This window comes from Pseudomonas sp. SDO5522_S412 (assembly GCF_054071215.1).
In genome coordinates this window covers 14595-37210 of record NZ_JBSVWQ010000044.1, presented here as the reverse complement: position 1 = coordinate 37210, position 22616 = coordinate 14595, and the positions used below count along the sequence as shown (strand labels likewise).

Annotated in this window: 25 protein-coding genes; 12 read left to right on the top strand and 13 right to left on the bottom strand. The window is 62.3% G+C overall.

The annotated features are described in order from the left end of the window. Positions 1-66 precede the first annotated feature (66 nt). Together yghX and ACW9I6_RS12675 are read right to left on the bottom strand one after the other, a co-directional pair. Positions 67-954: a YghX family hydrolase gene (gene yghX, locus ACW9I6_RS12680; protein WP_063029644.1), complete on the bottom strand. Its 888-nt coding sequence runs from the start codon at positions 952-954 to the stop codon at positions 67-69. Positions 955-998: 44 nt separating this feature from the next. Further along, on the bottom strand, positions 999-1493 hold the full coding sequence (locus ACW9I6_RS12675) for a PaaI family thioesterase (protein WP_087695007.1): 495 nt from the start codon (positions 1491-1493) through the stop codon (positions 999-1001). A 118-nt stretch (positions 1494-1611) separates the two neighbouring features. On the opposite strand from ACW9I6_RS12675, the gene ACW9I6_RS12670 reads away from it, so the two are divergent. Beyond that, entirely contained in the window at positions 1612-2166 is a 555-nt protein-coding gene (locus tag ACW9I6_RS12670) for a YceI family protein (protein WP_087695009.1), read from the top strand. 3 nt (positions 2167-2169) lie between these two features. On the opposite strand, the gene ACW9I6_RS12665 is transcribed toward ACW9I6_RS12670, so the two are convergent. Further along, entirely contained in the window at positions 2170-3060 is an 891-nt protein-coding gene (locus ACW9I6_RS12665) for a DMT family transporter (RefSeq protein ID WP_134326757.1), read from the bottom strand. A gap of 91 nt (positions 3061-3151) precedes the next feature. Here ACW9I6_RS12665 and ACW9I6_RS12660 point away from each other — a divergent pair, with 91 nt between their 5' ends. Beyond that, positions 3152-4480 (top strand): aminotransferase-like domain-containing protein, encoded by a 1329-nt coding sequence (locus ACW9I6_RS12660; protein ID WP_134326756.1) that lies wholly within the window; start codon positions 3152-3154, stop codon positions 4478-4480. Between the two features lie 138 nt (positions 4481-4618). On the opposite strand, the gene ACW9I6_RS12655 is transcribed toward ACW9I6_RS12660, so the two are convergent. Further along, on the bottom strand, positions 4619-5050 hold the full coding sequence (locus tag ACW9I6_RS12655) for a nuclear transport factor 2 family protein (RefSeq protein ID WP_003215089.1): 432 nt from the start codon (positions 5048-5050) through the stop codon (positions 4619-4621). Positions 5051-5305: 255 nt separating this feature from the next. Here ACW9I6_RS12655 and ACW9I6_RS12650 point away from each other — a divergent pair, with 255 nt between their 5' ends. Together ACW9I6_RS12650 and ACW9I6_RS12645 are read left to right on the top strand one after the other, a co-directional pair. After that, a complete protein-coding gene (locus ACW9I6_RS12650; protein ID WP_134326755.1) occupies positions 5306-5776 on the top strand; it encodes a RidA family protein in 471 nt (156 codons plus the stop codon). A 6-nt stretch (positions 5777-5782) separates the two neighbouring features. After that, a complete protein-coding gene (locus ACW9I6_RS12645; RefSeq protein ID WP_134326754.1) occupies positions 5783-6505 on the top strand; it encodes a CPBP family intramembrane glutamic endopeptidase in 723 nt (240 codons plus the stop codon). A 6-nt stretch (positions 6506-6511) separates the two neighbouring features. On the opposite strand, the gene ACW9I6_RS12640 is transcribed toward ACW9I6_RS12645, so the two are convergent. After that, complete coding sequence (locus ACW9I6_RS12640; protein WP_003215095.1) at positions 6512-6877, bottom strand: hypothetical protein; 366 nt, start codon at positions 6875-6877, stop codon at positions 6512-6514. A 288-nt stretch (positions 6878-7165) separates the two neighbouring features. Here ACW9I6_RS12640 and ACW9I6_RS12635 point away from each other — a divergent pair, with 288 nt between their 5' ends. Next, the gene (locus ACW9I6_RS12635) at positions 7166-7582 is read left to right on the top strand and encodes a hypothetical protein (protein ID WP_003215097.1); all 417 of its coding nucleotides are present in this window, start codon (positions 7166-7168) and stop codon (positions 7580-7582) included. A gap of 18 nt (positions 7583-7600) precedes the next feature. Here ACW9I6_RS12635 and ACW9I6_RS12630 read toward each other — a convergent pair whose 3' ends face one another. Beyond that, complete coding sequence (locus ACW9I6_RS12630) at positions 7601-8410, bottom strand: helix-turn-helix domain-containing protein (RefSeq protein ID WP_174717786.1); 810 nt, start codon at positions 8408-8410, stop codon at positions 7601-7603. A 116-nt stretch (positions 8411-8526) separates the two neighbouring features. Between ACW9I6_RS12630 and ACW9I6_RS12625 the strand changes: the two genes are divergently transcribed. Both ACW9I6_RS12625 and ACW9I6_RS12620 read left to right on the top strand, forming a co-directional pair. Next, on the top strand, positions 8527-8844 hold the full coding sequence (locus ACW9I6_RS12625) for a DUF2834 domain-containing protein (RefSeq protein ID WP_003215101.1): 318 nt from the start codon (positions 8527-8529) through the stop codon (positions 8842-8844). Then, the gene (locus tag ACW9I6_RS12620) at positions 8844-9266 is read left to right on the top strand and encodes an MAPEG family protein (RefSeq protein WP_102369213.1); all 423 of its coding nucleotides are present in this window, start codon (positions 8844-8846) and stop codon (positions 9264-9266) included. Before ACW9I6_RS12625 ends, ACW9I6_RS12620 begins: the two co-directional genes overlap by 1 nt. On the opposite strand, the gene ACW9I6_RS12615 is transcribed toward ACW9I6_RS12620, so the two are convergent. The 3 genes from ACW9I6_RS12615 to ACW9I6_RS12605 are packed head-to-tail and all read right to left on the bottom strand — an operon-like array spanning position 9256 to position 12215. After that, positions 9256-10179: a sugar ABC transporter substrate-binding protein gene (locus ACW9I6_RS12615; protein ID WP_008436286.1), complete on the bottom strand. Its 924-nt coding sequence runs from the start codon at positions 10177-10179 to the stop codon at positions 9256-9258. The two genes, ACW9I6_RS12620 and ACW9I6_RS12615, sit on opposite strands and share 11 nt — an antisense overlap. A 48-nt stretch (positions 10180-10227) precedes the next feature. Further along, a complete protein-coding gene (locus ACW9I6_RS12610; RefSeq protein WP_003215107.1) occupies positions 10228-11370 on the bottom strand; it encodes a phytanoyl-CoA dioxygenase family protein in 1143 nt (380 codons plus the stop codon). Beyond that, positions 11370-12215 (bottom strand): SDR family oxidoreductase, encoded by an 846-nt coding sequence (locus tag ACW9I6_RS12605; protein WP_003215109.1) that lies wholly within the window; start codon positions 12213-12215, stop codon positions 11370-11372. The genes ACW9I6_RS12610 and ACW9I6_RS12605 overlap by 1 nt, the downstream gene beginning before the upstream one ends. 123 nt (positions 12216-12338) lie before the next feature. On the opposite strand from ACW9I6_RS12605, the gene ACW9I6_RS12600 reads away from it, so the two are divergent. Both ACW9I6_RS12600 and iolG read left to right on the top strand, forming a co-directional pair. Further along, entirely contained in the window at positions 12339-13364 is a 1026-nt protein-coding gene (locus ACW9I6_RS12600; protein ID WP_457339379.1) for a LacI family DNA-binding transcriptional regulator, read from the top strand. A gap of 36 nt (positions 13365-13400) precedes the next feature. Beyond that, positions 13401-14405, top strand: coding sequence for an inositol 2-dehydrogenase (iolG, locus tag ACW9I6_RS12595; RefSeq protein ID WP_003215113.1), 1005 nt, complete (start codon positions 13401-13403; stop codon positions 14403-14405). 42 nt (positions 14406-14447) lie between these two features. Here iolG and ACW9I6_RS12590 read toward each other — a convergent pair whose 3' ends face one another. Together ACW9I6_RS12590 and ACW9I6_RS12585 are read right to left on the bottom strand one after the other, a co-directional pair. Continuing rightward, entirely contained in the window at positions 14448-15614 is a 1167-nt protein-coding gene (locus tag ACW9I6_RS12590; RefSeq protein ID WP_008436288.1) for a cystathionine gamma-synthase, read from the bottom strand. Next, on the bottom strand, positions 15611-16987 hold the full coding sequence (locus ACW9I6_RS12585; protein WP_003215116.1) for a pyridoxal-phosphate dependent enzyme: 1377 nt from the start codon (positions 16985-16987) through the stop codon (positions 15611-15613). The genes ACW9I6_RS12590 and ACW9I6_RS12585 overlap by 4 nt, the downstream gene beginning before the upstream one ends. 265 nt (positions 16988-17252) lie before the next feature. Here ACW9I6_RS12585 and atzF point away from each other — a divergent pair, with 265 nt between their 5' ends. After that, a complete protein-coding gene (atzF, locus tag ACW9I6_RS12580; RefSeq protein ID WP_457339378.1) occupies positions 17253-19052 on the top strand; it encodes an allophanate hydrolase in 1800 nt (599 codons plus the stop codon). Between the two features lie 2 nt (positions 19053-19054). Beyond that, positions 19055-19741, top strand: a complete 687-nt coding sequence (locus ACW9I6_RS12575) for a GntR family transcriptional regulator (protein WP_457339377.1) — start codon at positions 19055-19057, stop codon at positions 19739-19741. A 165-nt stretch (positions 19742-19906) separates the two neighbouring features. Here the strand turns inward: ACW9I6_RS12575 and dapA are convergent, their stop codons facing one another. Both dapA and ACW9I6_RS12565 read right to left on the bottom strand, forming a co-directional pair. After that, complete coding sequence (gene dapA / locus ACW9I6_RS12570; RefSeq protein WP_177050605.1) at positions 19907-20770, bottom strand: 4-hydroxy-tetrahydrodipicolinate synthase; 864 nt, start codon at positions 20768-20770, stop codon at positions 19907-19909. A 292-nt stretch (positions 20771-21062) separates the two neighbouring features. After that, positions 21063-22031: an alpha/beta hydrolase gene (locus ACW9I6_RS12565; RefSeq protein WP_457339376.1), complete on the bottom strand. Its 969-nt coding sequence runs from the start codon at positions 22029-22031 to the stop codon at positions 21063-21065. Between the two features lie 96 nt (positions 22032-22127). On the opposite strand from ACW9I6_RS12565, the gene ACW9I6_RS12560 reads away from it, so the two are divergent. Beyond that, on the top strand, positions 22128-22607 hold the full coding sequence (locus ACW9I6_RS12560) for a VOC family protein (RefSeq protein ID WP_003215129.1): 480 nt from the start codon (positions 22128-22130) through the stop codon (positions 22605-22607). Positions 22608-22616: the final 9 nt, after the last annotated feature.

Here is a 22616-nt window from a genome sequence, read left to right as displayed (position 1 = left end):
ACTGACACACCGCGTTCGCGAGCAAGCCCGCTCCCACATGAGTTGGGTGGTGTTTTGGAGGGCGGGTTACACCAGGTATTTCTTGAACCAGCCCAACGTCCGCTCCCACGCCAGATTCGCCGCCGCCTCGTCATACCTCGGCGTCGAATCATTGTGGAAGCCGTGGTTGGCGCCCTTGTAGATAAACGCCTCATAGGTCGTGCCGGCCGCCTTCAACGCTTTCTCATACGCCGGCCAGCCCTCATTGATCCGCGTATCCAGCTCACCGTAATGCAACATGATCGGTGCCTTGATCCGTGGCACATCCTTGGCTTCCGGCTGGCGCCCATAAAACGACACCGCCGCACCCAGCTCCGGATAAGCCACGGCCGCCGCATTCGTCACGCCGCCGCCATAACAGAACCCGGTAATGCCCACCTTGCCGGTGCTTGCATCGTGGTGCATCAACCATTCGATGGCCGCGAAAAAGTCGTTCATCAGCTTCTCGGGATCGACTTTCTGTTGCAACTCCACACCTTTCTCATCATTGCCGGGATAGCCGCCCACCGAGGTCAGGCCATCCGGCGCCAGGGCAATGAATCCGGCCTTGGCCAACCGACGGGCGACGTCTTCGATATACGGGTTCAACCCCCGGTTTTCATGCACCACCACCACCGCCGGCACCTTGCCGCTGGCCTTGGCCGGGCGCACCAGGTAGCCGCGCACCGTGCCGTTGCCCTTGGGTGACGGGTAGGTGATGTAGTCGGCGACGATATCCGGGTCGGTGAATTTCACCTGCTCGGCCAGGGCGTAGTTGGGGCTCAGGGCGGCGAGCAGGGCGGAGGCCGTCAGCCCGCCGAAGGTGAACAGTGCTGCGCGGTCGAGAAATTCCCGGCGGTTGATCTTGCCGTGGGCGTAGCCGTCGTAAAGCTCCAGCAGTTCAGGGGCGAAGTCTTTGGCGGTCAGACGAGTCATCGGTAGCGTCCTCGATTAGCGGTGGGACTGAATGTAGACCAGTATCAGGCTTCCCGGCCATGGGCCGCGGCGGCCAGTTGCCCGGTGTCGACCCGTACGAAGACCGAATCGCCAATCGCCGTCAGCACGCCATCGGCGTACACCTCGCACACCACGCGGCTTTTGCGCCCCACGTCACCTTCGACTTTCGCGCGCAAGGTCAGCGGCACGCCCATGGGTGTCGGCTTGATGAATTTGATTCCCAGGTTGCCGGTGACGCAGTCGATACGCGGCAGGCTGCCGGGTTCGCGTTGCTCGGCCCGGTAGTGGTAGGCCATGGCGGTCCAGTTCGAGTGGCAGTCCACCAGCATCGCGATCAGACCGCCATAGACCAGGTCTGGCCAGCCGCTGTATCGGGCGTCGGGCTGGTGCTCGGCGATCACGTGGATGCCGTCGGCGTCCCAGCGGCTCTTGATGTGCAGGCCGTGGGGGTTGCTGCTGCCGCAGCCATAACAGACGCCTTCGGGGGCGGTGGTGTCTTGCAGGGAAAGCGCGGGCATCGTGGCTCCTTGTTGTTTGGGTTCCGTCGAGGCACGAGCCTAATGCCAGGCGCGTGAATAAATCCAGCGCCTACGCTGTTAGCAGTGCACAGCGTGTTCATTCCCGGTTGAGAATCCCATGAAATCTCGATTGCCAGCGGTCTTCCTTGCCTTCGCCACCTTGTCCAACGCGTACGCCGTGGAATACACCGACGTGAATCCGACGGCCAGCACCATCAGCTTCACCTATGACCAGATGGGCCAAGAGGTGTACGGCACGTTTGGCACCTATTCGGCGACCCTGAATTTCGACACGCAAAACCCGGCTGCCGCCAGCACCGTACTGACCATCCAGCTGCCGAGCATCAATGCCGGCAGCGACGACGCCAACACCGAGCTGCCCAAGCCCGGCTGGTTCGACATGACGACCTACCCGGTGGGCACCTTCACCTCGACCCACATCACTGACCTGGGCGACAACCGTTACCTGTTCAGCGGCAACCTGACCCTCAAGGGCCAGACCCGGCCGGTGGAGGTCAAGGTGGCCCTCAAGGAGCAGAGCGGCATTGGCATATTCGACGGCGAATTCGTGCTCAAGCGCGATGACTTCAGGATCGGCGCGGGGGAGTGGGCGGACAGCGTGGTGTCCAATGCGATTGTCATCAAGTTCAAGATGGTTGCGCCTGAGCGCTGATGGTCAGCGGGCGAACTTCTTGGCCCCCGCCACGCACGCAATCACCGCGACGGTCACCCCCAGCATGCCCAGGCTCACCTGCTCATGCAGCAGCGTGGCCGCCAGTGCCAGGCCGAAAAACGGTTGCAGCAACTGCAATTGCCCGACGGCGGCAATGCCGCCCTGGGCCAGCCCGCGGTACCAGAACACAAACCCGATCAGCATGCTGAACAGCGACACATAGGCCAGGCTCAGCCAGGCCGGCAGGCTGATGCTCACGAAAGTGCCCGGGGCGAGGATCGCCGTCAGCGGGGCCACAATCGGCAGCGCGATCACCAGCGCCCAGCAGATCACCTGCCAGCCGCCCAGGGTGCGTGAGAGCCTGGCCCCTTCGGCATAACCGAGGCCGCACACCAGGATTGCCAACAGCATCAGCAAATCCCCGGCGGGCGCGGCGCTCAGGCCTTGGGCAACCGCGTAGCCCACCACCAGCAGGCTGCCCAGGATCGAAAACAGCCAGAACACCAACTTGGGCCGCTCGCCGCCGCGCCATACGCCGAAGACCGCAGTGGCTAACGGCAGCAGGCCGACAAATACGATGGAATGGGCACTGGTGACGTACTGCAAGGCCAGTGCGGTGAGCAAAGGAAAGCCGATCACCACGCCCAGCGCGACGATTGCCAGGGGCAGCAACTGACTGCGGGCCGGGGTTTTTTCCTTGAACAGCCACAGCAGGCACAGGCCGAGCAGGGCGGCGATGGTGGCGCGGGCGACGGTCAGGAATACCGGATCGAACTCCAGCACCGCCAGGCGCGTGGCCGGCAGCGAGCCGCTGAAGATCACCACGCCGATCAAACCGTTGATCCAGCCGCTGGCGTTGTTTTCCCGGGTGTTGAGGTGGGTGGTTCGTTCCATGGGTGTAGGGCTCGATAGGGATAAGTTGCGTCCTGCGCATCCTATGATTCACTATCAAGACAATCAAAAAATTGTCATGGATACATCGCCTATGCCCCGCGCCCGCTACAAGACATTGGTGGACACCTTCGCCCGGGATATCCGTTCGGGCGCGCTGGCGGCGGGCACCCGGTTGCCGACGCACCGCCAGTTGGCCGCCAGCCATGGCCTGGCGCTGGTCACCGCCAGCCGGGTGTACACCGAGCTTGAGGCCATGGGCCTGGTCAGTGGTGAAACCGGGCGCGGAACCTTTGTGCGGGAAATCGCGTTGTCGCCGGGGCAGGGCGTCGGCCAGATCGCGGTGGCGGCGGGCATGATCGATCTCAACTTCAACTACCCGTCGCTGCCGGGCCAGACCGACCTGCTGCGCACCGCATTGCGTCAGTTGGCGTTGTCCGGCGACCTGGCGGCGCTGCTGCGCTATCAGCCTCACGCCGGTCGGCTGCATGAGCGGGCAGCGGTGGCGCGTCATCTGCTGAGTCGTGGGTTGACGGTGCAGGCCGAGCAGGTGCTGATCGTCAGCGGTGCCCAGCATGGGCTGGCGGTGACCATGATGTCGCTGCTCAGGCCCGGCGATGTGGTGGCGGTGGATGCGTTGACCTATTCCGGGTTCAAGGTGCTGGCCGAGACGCTGCACCTGGAAATCGTCGCGATCCCGGTGACCGCGACGGGCCCCGACTTGGCCTTTCTTGAACAACTCTGCGCCCGGCGCCCGGTACGCGCCGCGTACAGCATGCCGACCCTGCATAACCCGTTGGGTTGGGTGATGAGCAGGGAGCAGCGCGAGCACCTGGTGGCGATTGCCCGTCGGCATGACCTGATCCTGATCGAGGATGCTGCCTACGCGTTTTTAGCCGAGGACGCGCCACCGCCCGTGGCCGAACTGGCGCCGGAACGCACGGTTTACGTGTCGGGGCTGTCCAAGAGCGTCGCCACCGGCCTGCGGGTGGGTTACGTTGCTGCGCCGTTGCCGTGGATGGCGGCGCTGGAACGTACGGTCATGGCCACCACCTGGAACACTCCGGGGGTGATGACTGCGGTGGCTGCCGCGTGGATCGACGACGGCACGGTGCTGCAGCTTGAAGCGCAAAAACGTAAGGACGCCCAGGCGCGCCAGGCGGTGGCCGATGAGGTGTTGGCGGGCTTGAATGTTATCCGCCATCCGTCTTCGTATTTCTTGTGGTTGCCGTTGCCGGAAGATGCCCGCGCCGATCAGATCACCATGGCGCTGGCACGGGAAAATATCTCGGTGTCCACGGCCGAGCCGTTTGCCGTCTCGGCCCACGTGCCCCATGCCTTGCGAGTGGCGCTGGGGTCGGTGGACCGGGAGGTGCTGCGCGAGGCGTTGGTGAAAGTGCGCTGGGCGGTGGAGGCGTACTAGGGGGCCGGATCGTTCCCACGCTCTGCGTGGGAACGCCGCCTTGGACGCTCCGCGTCCCGCTGTAGATTTGCGCGATAGTGACGCAGAGCGTCACCGGATGCATTCCCACGCAGAGCGTGGGAACGATCCAGGCGGGACTCAGAACTTGTAGGCCTGGCGCCCGATCAGCAGCCATTTGCCTTTCTGCTTCTGCCAGACCTGGAAGTTTTCAATTTCGGTGGGCACCTCGACGCCACTGTTCACCGCCTGTGCGGAAAAGTGGTTGCGCACCAGGGCGGTGTCGCCATTGAGGGTGATGGTCTGTTTCTGCATTTCCAGGGTCTTGAAACCACTTCTGCCGGTTTCAATGTCGGCGATAAATTCCTGCTTGTTCTGGACCTTGCCGCTGGAATGGCCGTAGGTGAGGTTGTTCGCGGTGAGGGCCTGCAGTTGCGGGATGTCCTTGTGCAACATGGCCTGGGTCAGATGATCGACCGCAGCGGCTACATCCTTGTCACTTGCGGCGGGCGCGGCGGCCGCGTAACCGCTGAACAGGCACAGAAAACCAATCAGAACCTTGACGTTTTGCATGGGTGTTTCCTTGTTGTTGTGGGTACCAGGACGACTCGGATTGTGTTTTTAAGTCGTCGTACAACCATGCCGTATTTACCGGGATCAAGGAAAGTGAAATTTGTTCTTGGCTAGAAGATAAGCGCTGTTTGCCAGTATTGGTTGTCGTATCACTTGCGAAATAGCGGTCGGCACTTCCCGTGGAAATGGCACATGGCTATGCTGTGGCCGGCGATTTCATGGCGTGGATTCGCAACGACTGAGGAAAACAAAAAAATGACACCGGATCAAAAGTACGCGGCGGCCATGGTGCGCCTGGGTTATCAACTCAACGAGTTCAAGATCGGCGGCAACTACACGCCGCTGCTGAGGGACGGCAATCACGTCTACATCAGCGGCCAGATTCCGCGGGTGGGTGACGCCATCGTGTTGCCAGGCAAGGTCGGCGAAAGCCTCAGCCTGGCCGACGCACAGATTGCCGCGGGCGTCAGCGCACTGCGTTGCCTGGGGTTGCTCAAGCAGGCACTGGGTTCGCTGGACCAGGTCAAGGCGATCCTCAAGATCAATGTGTACGTGCGCAGCGCGGATGACTTCGACCAGCAAAGCGAAGTGGCCAACGGTGCGTCGGACCTGTTGAACGAGATCCTGGGGGCCGCAGGATCCCATACGCGCACCTCGGTGGGCGTGCAGCAATTGCCCAAGGGCGCGGCCGTGGAAATCGACATGATCGCCGTGGCACGGGACTGAAACCGGGTGATCGCCGAGGCGTTTGCGGTACTGGTCCACTATGGAATATACCTGCTCCCGGGACTGATCCTGTTTGGCCTGTGGTTCGGTCTCACGCCGAAAACATTGCCGGGCTTGCGCATCGTTATCCTGCTGCTGGCCTTTGTGCTGATGCGCGATGCGATGACGCCACTGGGCATGTGGTCGCTGAGCCGCGAGGTGCAGATCGAGTTCACGGCCAACCCGTGGGTGCTGGCCGCGCTGGGCGGGTTATCCCTTGGGCTGATTGCGCTGCTCGCGCGCCTGGCACCGGAGTTGTGGCAACTGACGGTGCTGTTCAAGGGCAATCGTTGGGCGGGCCTGGCGCTGGGCCTCGGGGCCGGGTGTCTGATCGGCCTGCCATTGCGGCTGTATCAAGGCATTGAGCCGGTTTACTGGGCCTGGCTGATGGGCATGCTAGTGCTTGCCTACTGCGCCAATGCGCTGGAAGAGGTATTGTTTCGCGGCTTCTTGCAGGGTTATCTCGAACAGCACGTTACGCCGCTGCGTGCGGCGTTGCTCAGCGGGTTGGCGTTCGCCGCGTGCCATTCATTTCTGGCGTTGAGCGTGACGCAACTGGGCTGGCCAGTGTTGGCCTTTACCCTGATTGAAGGCCTGGCCTGCGGGCTGGTGCGGATGCGCTACGGTGTGGTGGCGGCGACGGCCACCCATGGCACGGCGATCTTGCTGATTGCCGTGCCGATGGTGTGAACCGTCTCAGGCCTGTACATCAACGCCGATGTGGGCCTGGAGCCAGTCTTTGTAGACCGCGATGTTATCGGTCGACTGGTCGCCATTTTTCGCGGTGACAGTCTTGCCGTCCAGGCGCCCGATATCGAGCAGGTACTGAAGACCGTTGGCCACATGGGTGGCGTCGCTTTTGCTGAGTGACTGAACATCGGGCAGTTCGACGGCGTTGCCTTTATCGTCGAAGGTCGCCCATGAAGGGTTGGCCCTGGCGGTGGCAACGGTTTGCGCGGTCGAGCGCACTTGCTCCTGATAGCTGGCTTCCAGCTTGGTCTTGATCTCGGGCGTGGCGTTGGTGACTTCAATCCTCCCGGCCCGCAGGGTGCCGTTTTCCATGGATTGTGTAAAAGTCTTCTGTCCCAGCGCTAACAGACTTGTCGTGCTTCCTATCATGGTGCCGCTCCCTTATTGGTAGCAGCAACAGAGCAAAACCCGGGCCATGTGCTGCATGCCTTGTGCGGCGCGGGCTGGGTGGTATTGCCGGGGCAGGGCGCAGGCCAGGAGTTGCCGGGGCTGGCAAAGGGTTGCCACGTCGGCTCGCGCGAGCGCATTTCAGAACGTTGGAAACTAAGTTCAGAATCTCCAGTCTGTAATAGCGTATCGCCACCTCTACAAGGAATTAACATGAAGCTTAAGGTCGTTTTGCTGGGCACGGTTTTGTTGGCTGCGCCGCTTTACCAAGCGGTTGCCGAGACGTGCAGGGCGAACAGTTATGGTGGGTCCGATTGCGAATACGACAATGGCACCTCTTCCAAGAGTCGCGCCAATAGCTACGGTGGGCAAGACACCCAATACAGCGATGGTACTTCCTCCAAGAGCCGCTCCAATAGTTATGGCGGGCAGGATATCCAATACGGCGACGGCACCTCGGCCAAGACCCGTTCCAACAGCTATGGTGGGCAAGACACTCAATACAGCGACGGCACCTCAGCCAAGAGCCGCTCCAATAGCTACGGCGGGCAAGACACCCAATACAGCAACGGCTCCTCCTCCAAGAGCCGCGCCAATAGCTATGGCGGGCAAAATACGACAAATAACTAATGGCCCCGCCGCGGCTTTCTACCTCACCAATGACCGCTCATACGCCGCGGTCATCACCTGCCACGTCTGCGCATCCGCCGGAATCAAATGCTCGATGCGCAACGACGTTACCGTGATGTCCTGAGGCATGCCGAAGGTGGTGAAGGTCGACATGAAGTTCAGCTCACCTTCACGGGAGTTGACGCGTGTCAGCACCAGTGGCGGCGGTTCATTGACCAAGGCTTCGGTACTTTGCGGGGCCGGCAGGCTGTCCAGAAGCCTGGCAAGTTCGGAGTTGCCCAACGCCTCGCGCGTCGCCCGTTGCCAGGCGATGGTGCGGATTTCGTCAGCGTTGATCAAATGATCACCCAGGCCGCCAGGCTGTAGCAGGGTGACCAGCAAATTCAGCCCATCAGCCGCCTCCGGTTTGATCCCCACCAGCTCGAACAGCACCTGGGTACTGGCGTTGGCGGCGAGCACTTCCCAGTGGCTGCCCAGCACGATCGCCGGTGCAGGATTGTTCGCGTGGAGCACATGGCTGATTGCCTCGCGAATAGCCTCCATGGAGGGCGAGGAGAGCGGGGTTGCCTCATAGCGCGGGGCGAAGCCGGCAGCGAGGAACACGCTGTTGCATTGCTCCAGCGGAACCTCCAGCGCCATCAGCAAATTATGCAAGGTGCCCGGGCTCGGCTTGGCGCGCCCGGTCTCGATGCAGCTCAGGTGGCGTTGGGAAACCCCGGTGATCAGCGCCAGTTCCAGCTGGCTCAATCTGGCGTGCCGACGCAGCACGCGCAGTTGCGTGCCGGCGGTAGTGTCGGGGTTGGCGCGGGGGAAAGGTTGGCTGCTCATGGGTTGACTCTGGCCGTGCGGGTCGGTGGTGTCGATGACCTTCGAGGTCATTGAGAGGGGAACGACGTTATCACTAATGTGCAGCTTCCCGAACCGTTGTCTCCAAGGAGGAGAACATGCGCAGACCCTGGATTGCCCTGGCCGGGCTGTTGGCTTTTGCCCTGTACACATTGATCACGATGCTGATCGCCGAACAATCGCTCATGGCGTTCGGACGTGAATTGATATCGAGGCCGGATACTGCCCAGGTGGTGATTGATTTGTATCTGATGGCGGCCTTGGCGGGCGTATGGATGTACCGGGATGCGCGGGCCAGGGGCAAATCCCTGGCGTCGGTGTTGCCCTATTTACTGGTAACGGCGGTTTTCGTATCCATCGGTCCGCTGCTGTATATCGTGGTCAACGGGTTCCGCGAACCTTCAGGGGGCCGGTGATGGAGGTTTATGCGTTGTGCGTACTGGTGCTGTTCTTGAAGATGCTGGCGATCTCCTGTTACCAGGGTTTCTTTCGACTCAGATTCCGTGCATTCACTAACCACGAGGATGCAGCTTTCTTCCATCGCGATGCGAATCCAGAGGAGTTACCGCAAGTCTCCCGGGCCGAAAAGGCTTGGGCCAATGATCTGGAAAATATTCCGTTGTTCTTCATTTTGGGTGGCCTGTGCCTGGCGATGGAAACGCCAGGCACCGCTACCGCGGGGTTGTTCTGTCTGTTCACCGCTGCCCGTGTGATGCATACGGTGATGTATCTGAGCGGCCGCCAGCCCTGGCGCACCCTCGCTTATGGAGTGGGAGTGCTCTGTTTGTCGGGGCTGGCCGGTCTGCTTGGCGCTGGGCTGATAACAATCAAGGGGTGAGAAAGGCCTGATAGTTGTCCTTGGTGATCTGTTGATAGGGAATGGTCAGCTCCGCCGTGTAGGGCTGCTTCCTGATCATCTTCAGCGCCAGGTCAATCGAGCCGACGGCCTGGCCCTTGTTGTCCTGATAGGCCGTGACTACCAATAGATCTTTTTTGATCGCATCCAGGCCGGCGGGGCCGCCGTCGCTGCCGCCCACCAGGATGTCCTTGCCAGGGTGCATGCCGGCCTGGGTAATCGCCATCGCGGCACCGATAGCCATTTCATCGGCATTGGCCGCCACGGCGTCGATTTTCTTGCCCGAGACGATCCAGTTGTTCATCAGGTCCATGGCCTTGCTGCGCTGCCAGTCGGCGCTTTGTTCTTCGACGATATGGATGTTGGGGTAATCCTTCAGTACGTTTTTCACGCCCTGTGTGCGGTTGTGGGTGGCGTTGTTGGAGAGCAAGCCGAGCATGATTGCGAGGTTGCCCTTGCCGTTCATTTTTTCCGCGAGGTAGCGCATCTGAATCTCGCCCGCTTTGATCTCGTCCGAGCCGACATAACCCACCCCGGCCGGTAAGCCGGGGATGTCCGGGCGACGGTTGACGTACACCAGCGGGATACCCGCCTGCTGGGCATTCACAGTCATTTTCTGGGTAGCGGCGGTGTCGACCGCGTTGACGATAATCGCGTCCATGCCTTGGGCAGAAAAGCTCTGCACCTGGTTCAGTTGGCGCACCACATCGCCTTGGGCGTCTTCGAATTGCAGGGTCACGTCGGTGAGGTCCCTGGCGTGGGCCGCCATGTAGTCACGCATCTGGGCGAGGAACACGTCGTCCACCTGGGCGATGCTGACGCCGATGCGTGTCTCGGCGAGGGCTAGCGGGGTAACGATGAGGGTCAGGAGCAAGGTCAGCAGCTGTTTTTTCATGGTGTCAGTCCGTTTTTTTGTTGTTTTGAAAGACGTTGAAAACATTCCTCAGCCTTGGCGTTTGGCGTGTAGTTGCGCAACGCGTTCGGCAAAGGTCTCGCAGGGCCAGCGTTCGTTCAGTGCCTGCAACATCAGTTGCTGCCCGGTTTGCGGAGCCAGGCCCTGTAAGGGTGGGTCGGTATCCAGGTTGGTGGGAAAGGAATAGCCATCGGCGGTGCAGGCGATCACCGCGTGCAGCGCCTCGCCATCCATGACGTTGTCCGCCAGGCGCTCCAACAGGCAGGGGTACAGCGCCAGCATCATCCGGTCGCGGTCCACAGCCTCCATCGTTTTGCCGAACGCCGAGGAGATTTGCAGCAGGTTGGCCATGCGCTGGCGGTCCGGTGTGCGATTGGTGCCAGCGGCGTGAAACAGGGCCGGGTTGAAGAACAGCAGGTCACCTTTGTTCAGCGGCAATTGCACGGCATGCTGCTGGAAGTACTCGATGAATTCAGTGCGCCTCCAGGCCAGGTAGCCCAGTGGGTATTGCTGGGAAAACGGCAGCAGTTGGGTCGGGCCGGTTTCCAGGGGCATGTCGCTGTGGGCCACGGCCCCTTGCAGCGTGAGGTATTGGGACAGCGTGTGCAGGGGCAACGGAAAGCGCTCCACCACGTCGATGGTCTGGAACCCGAGGTGATAATCACGGTGCGGTTGCTGGGCTTGGCCACCGGGGTGCACCACGTTGACCTGGGCCGTGACTTGGTAGCCCGGGCCGAGCCAGGCTTGTGCGATCAACCCCAGCAGTGGGTTGGCGTAATATTCGACAAAGGATGCCGGCGACTGCAGTGCGGCCTTCTGTAATGAGTTCCAGATACGTCCGTTACTGCCGGCCTTGGCGAAGTGGTCGGCGGCCACACCTTGCGCAGCCTCTTGGGCAAAGATCGCTTCGAATACCTGGCTGTGACGGTCGACCACGTCCAGGTCGGCGTAGCCCTGGCGCACCACCATCACTCCCGGCCCCTGGCTGAACAGGCGATGCAGTTCGTCCAGCACGGCGTGACGATCGCCGTTGCGCAGTGCCTGGGCCTGATAGATCGGGATGTTGCTGCACACTTCGGCGCAGTGCGGGTAGTCCTCGGCAGCCGCCTGCTGGGCACAGATCGAGTGAAAATCTTCCAGTTGCACCGCATCGGCGCTGACAAAGGCAGGCATCACGCACCCTCCACCAGGCTCAAGGCCTGATCGGGGCGTGGGGTGCCGCCGTCGCCACAGCCGATGACGCCTTGCTCGAGGTCGATCACCGTGCCGGTCATCATTCCCGACTCGCGTGACAATAGAAATGCCACGCTCCGGGCCACCTCTTCAGGTTTGAGCAGGCGGCCGAAGGGCTGTGCGGCTTCGGCGGCTTCCAACCAGGCATCCCCGGCACCGTGGTAGTGCCGCTGGATTTCATCCTCGTGCGGTGTGTCCATCCAGCCGATGTTCAAGCCGTTGACCCGAATCCGGTTGCGCAGGGCGCTGAACGCCACGTTTTTGGTCAGAATCGCGAGAGCGCCCTTGGACGCCGCGTAGGCACTCAAGAACGATTGCCCGCCGTGGCCGGTGACACTCTGGATATTGACCACTGCACCTTCAACCCTCTGGCTGATCATCAGCTTCAAGGCTTCCTGCATCAGGAAAAACGGCGCCCTCACATTGACCGCAAATAGTCGATCAAACAGTTCGGGGGAGGTGTCGAGAATGGTGCCGCGATCCGACATCCCGGCGCAGTTGATCAGCCCGTGGAGGGTGCCGAAGTGGGCACGGGCCGCCTCGATCACGGCGCGGCAGTCGCCAATCTGTTCCAGGTCCGCCTGGACAAACACCGCGCGGCAATCGAGCGCTGCCAACTGCCGTACTTGCTCCTGGCCCTGGTCCGGACGGCGTCCGCAGATGATCAGGCCGGCAGCACCGCGCCGCGCCAGGGTATGGGCGACGGCAGCCCCCAATCCCTGGGTGCTGCCGGTGACGACAAAGTATTGGCCTTTGAAGGTATGGCTGAGGTCGGTTGAAGGCATCGGGGTCTCCTGGGTTTTTGTTGTTTTGAAGGCTGGGCTCGACGCCGGGCAAAACTGAGACTAGCATTGCGGTCACCTCAACGAGTCTCAAAAAGACCTCAAAAAGACCTCAGGTCCAACAGCATGCTCGAACGCGCTAAACACTTTTCCATCAAGCAACTGGCCACCCAGGCGGGCGTCAGCAAGGCGACAGTCGATCGCGTCTTGCATGAGCGCGGCAGCGTGCACGCCCAAACCCGGCGGCGTATCGAACAGGCTCTGGATGAGCTGGAATCCCAGGAAAAAAATGGCCTGGCAGTAGGCCGTACCTTTCATGTCGATGTGATCATGCACACGCCCAAGCGCTTCAGTGCGGCGGTGCAGGCCGCCATCACCGCCCAACTGTGCAGCCTGGCACCGTTTCGTATCGCCCCGCGGTTTCATGTGTTCGAAGAAATCGAGCCTCAGGCGATGCACGACCAATTGCTGCGCTGCCTCGAGACCGGCAGCCAGGGTGTGGTGCTCAAGGCCGCGGACGAGCCGGCGGTGAATCTGGCGGTCAAGCACCTGGCGGCCGCAGGTATTCCGGTGGTGACCCTGGTCACCGATCTGCCCCACAGCGAGCGCATCGGCTACGTAGGCATGGATAACCGCACCGCCGGACAAACCGCCGCGTACCTCCTGTCCCGCTGGCTGTCACCCCAACCCCAGGAAGTGGCGGTGGTGATTGGCAGCGAATTGTTCCGGGGCGAGGAAGAACGCGAAATGGGCTTTCGCATGTGGCTGCGCGGCCGTGCGACGCACCTGCGGGTACTGGATATCAGCGGTGGGTACGGCGTGTATGACCGAACGTTTGCCCGGGTCACCGATGCGTTGAAGCAGCATCCCGAACTGAAGGCGGTGTACAGCGTCGGCGGTGGCAACCGCGCAATTGTCGACGCCTTCGCGGCTCTGGATCGCCCGTTGGACGTGTTTATTGCTCACGACCTCGACGAAGAGAATCGCCAGCTGTTGGCTGAAGAAAAAGTCGCCGCGATTATCGATCACAACCTGCAGATCGATGCGCGCCATGTGTTTCTGCACATCCTGCAATTTCATCGGCTGTGGAAGGCTGGGCCGATTGCGCCGTCACAGGTACAGATCGTCACACCGTTCAACCTGCCGGACTGAATCTCCACACCCAATAACAATCCCAGGAGTTCGACCATGCTACGTATCGCTGTCCTTGGTGCAGGGCGCATCGCCAACATTCACGCGGCCAATGTCGCGGCCCATCCTGATGCCACTCTGGTGGTGGTCGCCGACCCCTGGCGGGAGGGCGTCGATGGCTTGGCTGCGCAGCTGGGTTGCGAGGCGGCCTATGACTGCGCAGCAGTGCTAAGTCGGGACGATATCGACGCGGTGGTGATTGGCACACCCACCGACACTCATATCGATTTGCTGCTGGCGGCCGTGTCCCAGGGCAAGGCCGTGCTGTGCGAGAAGCCCATTGACCTGAATTTCGCCAAGGCGCGGGCGGCGGCGCAAGCTGTGGAGCGCGAGGGCGGTAAAGTCATGCTGGGCTTCAACCGCCGCTTCGATCCCGACACGCTGCGCCTGCGCCAGGCCATCGACGCGGGGCAAATTGGTGCTGTGCGGCAGGTGATCATCACCAGCCGCGACCCGGGGTTGGCGCCACGGGATTACCTGGCACATTCCGGCGGCATCCTGCGGGACATGACCATTCATGACTTCGACATGGCGCGGCACCTGCTGGGTGAAGAGCCCATTGAAGTCGGCGCGATAGCCAGCCGGCTGGTAGACCCGAGCCTGGCGCAGATTGACGACTTCGACAGCGTGATGGTGCTACTGCGCACCGCATCCGGGAAACAGTGCCATATCAACTGCTGTCGGGAGGCGGTCTACGGGTATGACCAGCGACTTGAGGTATCCGGGGCCAAGGGGGTGCTGCTCACGGATAACCATCGACCCAGCACCTTGCGCCATTGGAACCACGAGCACACCGAGGCGTTGGAGCCGTTGCAGCATTTCTTCCTGGAGCGTTATGCGGATGCCTACCGCAATGAGTTGGGGCAGTTTATCCAGGCACTGAGCGCGGGGCGCGCGCTGCCCACCAACATGCGCGATGGGCTGTATGCGTTGCACTTGGCGGACTGTGCGCTGGAGTCCATCAAGACCGGGCGAATGGTTGAGGTCAATTACGCTATTTAAGGTGTTGCCGGAGCGGGCATGCTCGCTCCGGCAGATTGCGCGTTAGATTTTTGCCAACGCCTGCGCCAGATCCGCCCGCAGGTCTTCCACATCCTCAACCCCCACCGACAACCGCACCAACCCATCACCAATCCCCAGCTGCGCCCGGGTCGCTGCCGGGATGCTCGCATGGGTCATGATCGCCGGGTGCTCGATCAGACTTTCAACGCCCCCCAGGCTTTCAGCCAACGCAAAGATCTTCACGTTTTCCAGGAAGCGTGTCGCTCCTGCCAGGTCGCTTTTCAGGTCCACCGAAATCATCCCGCCAAACCCGCGCATCTGCCGGCGTGCCAGCTCATGCTGCGGGTGTGATGCCAGGCCTGGGTAATAAACCCGCGCCACTTGCGGCTGTTGCTCCAGCCACGTCGCCAGTTCCAGCGCATTGCTGCAATGGCGCTCCATGCGCAGCGCCAGGGTCTTCACCCCGCGCAAGGTCAGGAATGCGTCGAACGGCCCGGCAATCGCGCCCACGGAGTTTTGCAGGAAGCCCAGGCGCTCGGCCAGTTCAGGATTCTGGCCCACCACCGCAATGCCGCCGATTACATCGGAGTGGCCGTTGAGGTACTTGGTGGTGGAGTGCACCACGATGTCGAAACCCAGCTCCAGCGGGCGCTGGATCCAGGGGCTGGCGAAGGTGTTGTCGGCCACGCAGATGATGCCCCGGGCCTTGCAGATGCGGGAGATGGCACTGAGGTCGGTCAGGCTCAGCAGCGGGTTGCTCGGGGTTTCGACCCAGACCATCCGCGTGTCGTCCTGCAGCGCGGCTTCGAAGGCCGACAGGTCGGTCAGGTCTACGAAGCTGAAGCGATGCCCGGCGCTGCGCTGGCGCACTTTGTCGAACAGGCGGAAGGTGCCGCCGTACAAATCATTGCCGGAAACCACGTGGGAACCGGCGTCGAGCAGTTCCAGCACGGTGGAAATCGCCGCCAGCCCGGAGGCGAACGCGAACGCCTGGGTGCCGCCTTCCAGGTCGGCCACGCAGCGCTCCAGGGCGAAGCGCGTCGGGTTGTGGGAGCGCCCGTAGTCGAAGCCCTTGTGAACGCCGGGGCTGTCCTGCAGGTAGGTGGAGTTGGCGTAGATCGGCGGCATCAGCGCCCCGGTGGTCGGGTCCGGGGATTGCCCGGCATGGATCACGCGGGTGGCGAAGGCGCTTTTATCGTGCTGGGTCATGCAAGGGATCTCCGTAGGTGATTGAGCAGGTCGACGCGGGTGATCAGGCCGTGAAAGCCCGAGGCGTCGGCAATGATTGCCACCAGCCCGCGATCCAGCTCGGCCTGCAATTGTGCAAGGCTGGCGCTGGGTGCGAGGGTGTGAAGGGCGTTGGTCATGGCGCTGCCCACGGTCATGGAAAAGTGCGCGGCGTTCTGATGCAGGCCGAGCAATACATCCGACTCGTCGAGCACCCCCACCAGTTGCTTGCCGTCCACCAGCACCGGCAGCTGTGAGACGTCGGCCAGGCGCATGCGCTGGAAGGCGGTGAGCAGGCTGTCGTCGGGGCCGACGCTGATCACCCGGCCGTCCTCGAAACGACGGGCGATCAGGTCGCGCAGGTCGCCGTAGTGTTTGTATTGCAGCAGGCCGGCGTCGTTCATCCATTGGTCGTTGTAGACCTTCGACAGGTAGCGCGTGCCGGTGTCGCAGACGAAGGTGACCACGCGTTTGGGCTCGGTCTGTTCGCGGCAATAACGCAGGGCGGCGGCCAGCAGGGTGCCGGTGGAGGAGCCACCGAGAATGCCTTCGGCCCGCAGCAGTTGGCGGGCGTGGTCGAAGCTTTCTTCGTCGCTGATGGAATAGGCGTGGCGCACGCTGGAGAGGTCGGCGATCGAGGGGATGAAGTCTTCGCCGATACCTTCCACGGCCCACGAGCCGGGCTCGGTCATGGTGCCGCTGCGGCTGTACTCGGCCATCACCGAGCCGACCGGGTCGGCCAGCACCATGGCCAGGTCAGGTTGCACGCGCTTGAAGAAGCGCGTCAGGCCGGTGAGGGTGCCGGCCGAGCCGACGCCAACCACGATGGCATCCAGGTCATGTTGGGTCTGGGCCCAGATTTCCGGGGCGGTGCTGGTCTCATGGGCCAGGGGGTTGGCCGGGTTGTTGAACTGGTCGGCGAAGAACGAATCGGGAATGTCCTTGGCCAGTCGCGCCGCCACATCCTGGTAATACTCGGGATGGCCCTTGCCGACATCCGAGCGGGTGATGTGCACCTCGGCGCCCATGGCTTTCAGGTGCAAGACTTTCTCAGTGGACATCTTGTCCGGCACCACCAGCACCACCCGGTAGCCTTTGGCGCGTCCCACCAGGGCCAGGCCGAGGCCGGTATTGCCGGCGGTGGCTTCGATGATGGTGCCGCCGGGGCGCAGGCGGCCATCGCGCTCGGCGGCGTCGATCATGGCCAGGCCAATGCGGTCCTTGATGGAGCCGCCGGGGTTCTGGGATTCAAGCTTGAGGAACAGCGTGCACGGGCCGGTATCGAAGCGGCTGACCCGCACCAGCGGGGTATTGCCAATCAGTTCGAGCACGGCGGGGCGGGAAGCGGTGGGCATGTCGTCACCTGGCTACGGAAAGGGCGTATGGGATGGACAGCAGCGTTTACAACATGGTTTCGAACATAGGCCGGTATCGGGCCGCTCGCAACCGCGCGGCCGCCAGAATGTCTTTTTTTGGCGCATTGCTGCTTCATGACGGAGCACGGCTGGAGGCGATCCATCGGCGGGTTTTCTGTCAACCTCACGTATTCATTGGCTTGCAGCTGATTGGCCCAGGGATTGCTAAAAGAAATCCAAACTTGGATACAAGATGGAATCCTCAATGCGCAACGAACAACTCGGCTGGACCCTGGGTGAATGGCAAGCTGCCTACCGCAGCCAGGCGCTGACTCCCGATATCCTGTTGACCCTGGCGAGCACGTTTCCCTCCGAGGACAATGCCTGGATCAGCCAGGTGCAACCGCAGCAATTGCGTGACCAGCTGGCGCAGTTGGCCGAGCGGCTTGCGGCGGTCGACGGCGATATCGACCAGTTGCCGTTGTATGGCGTGCCGTTTGCCATCAAGGACAATATTGATGCGGCGGGTTGGGAAACCACGGCGGCGTGTCCGGAGTTTGCCTATCGCGCTGCGGCGGATGCCACGGTGGTGACCCGGCTGCGGGCGGCCGGGGCGATCCTGATGGGCAAGACCAACCTCGATCAGTTCGCCACCGGCCTGGTCGGTACACGCTCGCCCTACGGCGCGGTGGGCAACAGTTTTAACCCGGACTATGTCAGCGGCGGTTCCAGCTCGGGTTCGGCCTCGGTGGTTGCCCGCGGGCTGGTGGCGTTTTCCCTGGGCACCGACACCGCCGGTTCCGGGCGGGTGCCGGCGGGCTTCAACAATATTGTCGGGTTGAAGCCGACCAAGGGGCGCTTGTCCAACACCGGACTGGTGCCGGCCTGTCGTACCGTGGACTGTATTTCGGTGTTTGCGCTGACGGTTGAAGATGCCGAGACGGTTGCGGGCCTCGCTGCTGCTTACGACGCCAGCGACGCCTATTCACGCGTCAATCCCAACACTGCTCCTGTAGCGGTCGGCGCCACGATCAAGCTGGCGGTTCCGGCCAGCCTGGAGTTTTTTGGCGACGCGCAGAACCAGGCCGTATTTGAACAGGCGCTGCTCAGGTTCCAGTCCCTCGGGGCCGAAATCACGGCGGTGGATTTCAGCCCGTTTCAGCAACTCGCCGAGCAGCTCTATTACGGCTCCTGGGTTGCGGAGCGCACGGTGGCACTGGAAGGCATGCTCGCCAGCAACGCCGAAGCGATCAACCCGGTGGTGCGTGGCATTGTGGAAAACGGCCACACGTACAGCGCCTGCGATGCCTATAAAGCCGAATACCTGCGCGCCGAACTGAGCCGCCGCATCAACGACACCCTGGCCGGTTTCGACGCCTTGCTGGTGCCGACATCGCCGACGATCCGCACCCTGGCGGAAATGGCCGTGGAGCCGGTGCTCTACAACTCGCAGTTTGGCTTCTACACCAACTTCACCAACCTGGCCGACCTCTCGGCACTGGCCGTGCCCGCCGGGCTGCGCAGCGACGGCCTGCCGTGCGGCATCACCCTTATCGCGCCGGCCTGGCACGACGCCGCCCTGGCGCATCTGGGCAAGCGTTGGCAGGCCGGCCTTGATCTTCCGCTGGGCGCTACCCAACGCAATCTGCCGCAACCGGCACCGGTGCGACAGGCGCCCGGCAGCGTGCGGGTGGCGGTGGTTGGGGCGCATCTCACCGGGATGCCGCTGAACTTCCAGCTGACCAGCCGCAACGCCGTGCTGGTGGAGCAAACCCTGACAGCGGGCAACTACCGCCTGCATGCACTGCCGGGCACGGTTCCGCCCAAGCCGGGGCTGGCCAGGGATGACTCGGGCCGCTCGATCATCGTCGAGCTGTGGGACATGCCTGTCGCACGCTTTGGTGAGTTCGTCGCGGAGATTCCCGCGCCGCTGGGCATCGGCAACCTCACCCTGGCGGACGGGCGCAGCGTGAAGGGGTTTATCTGCGAGCCCTGGGCCCTGGCAGGCGCCACCGACATCACCGAATTCGGCGGCTGGCGCGCGTACATGGCGAGCAGGAACTAGGCATGCAGCTCTCAACCATGAGAAAACCCGGCGAACGGCCGGACAGCCTGGCGGAACGGGTCTACCAGCAGGTGAAGGACGACATCTTTGGCTTTCGCCTGCTGCCGGGTGATCGCTTCAGCGAAGGCGACGTGGCCGAGCGCATGCAGGCCAGCCGCACGCCGGTGCGCCAGGCGCTGTATCGGCTGGAGCGGGAAGGGTACCTGGAGGTGTTTTTCAGGAGTGGCTGGCAGGTGCGGCCGTTCGACTTCAACTATTTCGAAGAGCTTTACGACGTAAGAATCGTGCTGGAGTTGGCCGCCGTCAGCCGCTTGTGTGGCATGGCGGAGCAGGGGCTTGAACGGCTTGAAGCGATCTGGCGGGTGGACGAAAGTGCGCGTCTGGATGACGCACAGGTCGTCTGCGCGCTGGATGAGGAGTTCCACTGCGGGTTGGTGCAGGCCACGGGCAACGCTGAAATGGCGCGCATGCATTACGAGATAACCGAGAAAATCCGCATCATTCGGCGGCTGGATTTCACTCAGCAATCACGTATCGCAGCGACCTATGAGGAACACGCAAGCATCCTCGATGCGATCTCGGCACGGCACAGCGATCTGGCGCAGCAACTGCTCAAGACTCACATCGAGGTGAGCAAGCAGGAGGTGCGCAAGATCACGTTGCATCGGTTGGCGGTGGCGAGAGGATAAGCCCTCGTATCGACGAGTCAGCCCGCCCCCTGTGGCGAGGGAGCTTGCTCCCGCTGGGGTGCGAAGCGCCCCCAAAACCGGTCACCCCATTTTACCTGGCGAAAACGCGGTGCCTGAATTGGGGCTGCTGCGCAGCCCAGCGGGAGCAAGCTCCCTCGCCACGGGTCATTGCCGCACGCCTAATACTTGCTGCAACCGATTTGTCACCGTCTCACTCGCCCCCAACATCGGCGCCCGCAACTCACTGCCGATCAAACCGTCCATCGCCAGCGCGGCCTTCACCGGTGCCGGATTGGGCTCCACGAACATTGTGTGAATCAACGGCAGCAGCCCGAAAAACGTCTCGCGAGCCGCCAGCAACCGGTTGTCGCGAACCTGTCGATGCAGCGCCACAAAATCCGCGGTACGCACATGCGCCGACGCGGCAATCGCGCCGGTCGCTCCCAGGCACAGCGCGTTGAATATCTGCACATCCTCGCCACACAACACATCCACATTCCCGCTGGCCAGCAGCGCCAGGGTATTGGCCAGGTTGCCGCCACAATCCTTGATCGCGACGATCCGTTCATGGGCGACGATGTTCAGCAACGTCGCCTGTTCGAAGGCGATACCGGTGCGGTAGGGAATGTCATACAGAATGATCGGCACACTGGACGCATCGGCCACGGTGCGGAAGAACGCCTCAAGGCCCGCCTGGGACGGGCGGATGTAGCTCGGCGGCGGTACCAGCAAACCGGCCACCGGGCGTTGCAGGATTTCACTCTGGAACTGCAGCAGCTCAATCTGGTTATACCCCGCCAGGCCCATTACCACCTGCTGCGGCGGTACCAGTTCCAGTACGGCATCCAGCATCGCCAACTGCTCACGGCGGCTCAGTGCTGCGGCTTCGCCGGTGGTGGTACAGACCATGATCCCGGCCACGCCTTGTTCCAGCAGATGGCAGACCAGGCGGCGCAAGCCGATGAAGTCGATGGCGCCGTTATGAAACGGTGTAACGACGGGAACCCAGATACCTTGAAACGATGACATGCGCTTTCTCCTGATGGTTGACCGATTTCGTCACCGTCAGAAGGGCAGAGGGAAGTAAGCAAGAGGAGGGGGCCTTCGCGCTCAATGTCCTGTCAGCTCATCTGACGGGACAGCGCGCCCCGGTCACATGAGCGACTGTTTCTTCGATTTGAGGGCGTGCGCAACGCAACCTTGCGCCTTGGCAATCAAGCCAATGACGGAAAAGTTGAAGGTCGTTGCAGACATTGAGGACACACCCTGAAGAAGGCGCTTATCTTTATGGATTATTACAGGGTGTGTCAACTCACGGCGATCAGTCGCGGTTCAGCCAGTGGCGCACGAAACGCACCTGCTCTGCCGACAGTTCTGCGTCTTCCGGCGCGCCCATGAAACCGCCGTGGGGCATTGCTTCAAAGATGTGCAGTTCCACCGGTACCTCGGCCCGGCGCAGCGCCCGGTGCAGGCGTACGGCGTTGGACAGGAACAGGTCGCGGGTGCCGCTTTGCACGAACGTCGGCGGGAAGCCTGGTGCGAAATCCCCGAACAGCGGCGACAGGTACGGGTGAGACAAATCCGCGCCAGCGGCGTACAGCAGGTTGGTGCTCATCAGCGGGTTGGGCAACACCACGTCGACGGTGCGGTTGACCTGGAAGCTGTCGCCCGATTCGGTCAGGTCCACTTCAGGTGACAGCAATACCAGCGCGGCCGGCAGCGGCAAGCCTTCGTCGCGGGCGCGCAGCACCATGGCAGCGGCGAGGTTGCCTCCGGCCGAGCGTCCGCCGATCACGATCTTGTCCGGGGTGTGGTGCTTCAGCACATGCCGGTAGGTGGCCATACAGTCATCGAGTGCCGCCGGGTACGGATGGTCAGGCGGCATGCGGTAGTCCACGCCGTAGCAGGTCAGGTTGTGCAGGTCGGCGTGCTTGCCGGCGGCGAGGCGGGCGTTTTCGCCGCCGCCGAACACCAGGGCGCCGCCGTGCAGGTCGATATAGGCGAACTCGGCCCCGTATGCCGGCGTCGCCCGGTACACGGTGGCGTCTTCCACGGTGAATGTCTCAACGTGGTCTGCCGTCTGTCCCGCCTGGGACGCCGCGTACTGTTGGGCAACTGCGGCCTGCATGCGGCGCCAGCCAGCGTGGTCATCGGGTGCGGGCAGGGTGTACAGGCTGTTCAGCGGCACGCCATCGGCGTTCACCATGCGTTGCAGCATCGCCTGGGCCTCGGGGCTGATGGACCGCGGAACCGGGATGATTCGCAGGTCGATCCTTACACCATTACTCATTCTCTGCACCGTTTGGGTTCATGTCAGGACGCGAACGCATTCTTGTCGGTAGCGGTACTACACTGCAAGTCCGAACCTCCACGCTGGAGAACACTCATGCTCAACAAAAACACGGTGTGCCTTTGGTACGACGGCAGTGCACTGGACGCTGCCAACTTCTACGCCAGGACCTTCCCGGACAGCGCAGTGACTGCGGTCCATCACGCCCCCGGGGATTATCCGGCGGGCAAACAGGGCGATGTGTTGACCGTGGAATTCACCGTCATGGGTATTCCTTGCCTGGGGCTGAACGGTGGCTCCGGCGTGCAGCACAACGAGGCGTTCTCGTTCCAGGTGGCCACCGACGACCAGGCGGAAACCGACCGCTTGTGGCACGCGATTGTCAGCCATGGCGGCCAGGAAAACGTCTGCGGCTGGTGCCAGGATAAATGGGGTGTGAGATGGCAGATTACCCCGCGTGTACTGAGCGCGGCGATCACCCATCCCGACCCGGCAGCGGCCAAGCGGGCGTTTGATGCGATGATGGGGATGACCAGGATTGATATTGCGGGGATTGAAGCGGCGCTCAAAGGTTGATGCACCGAT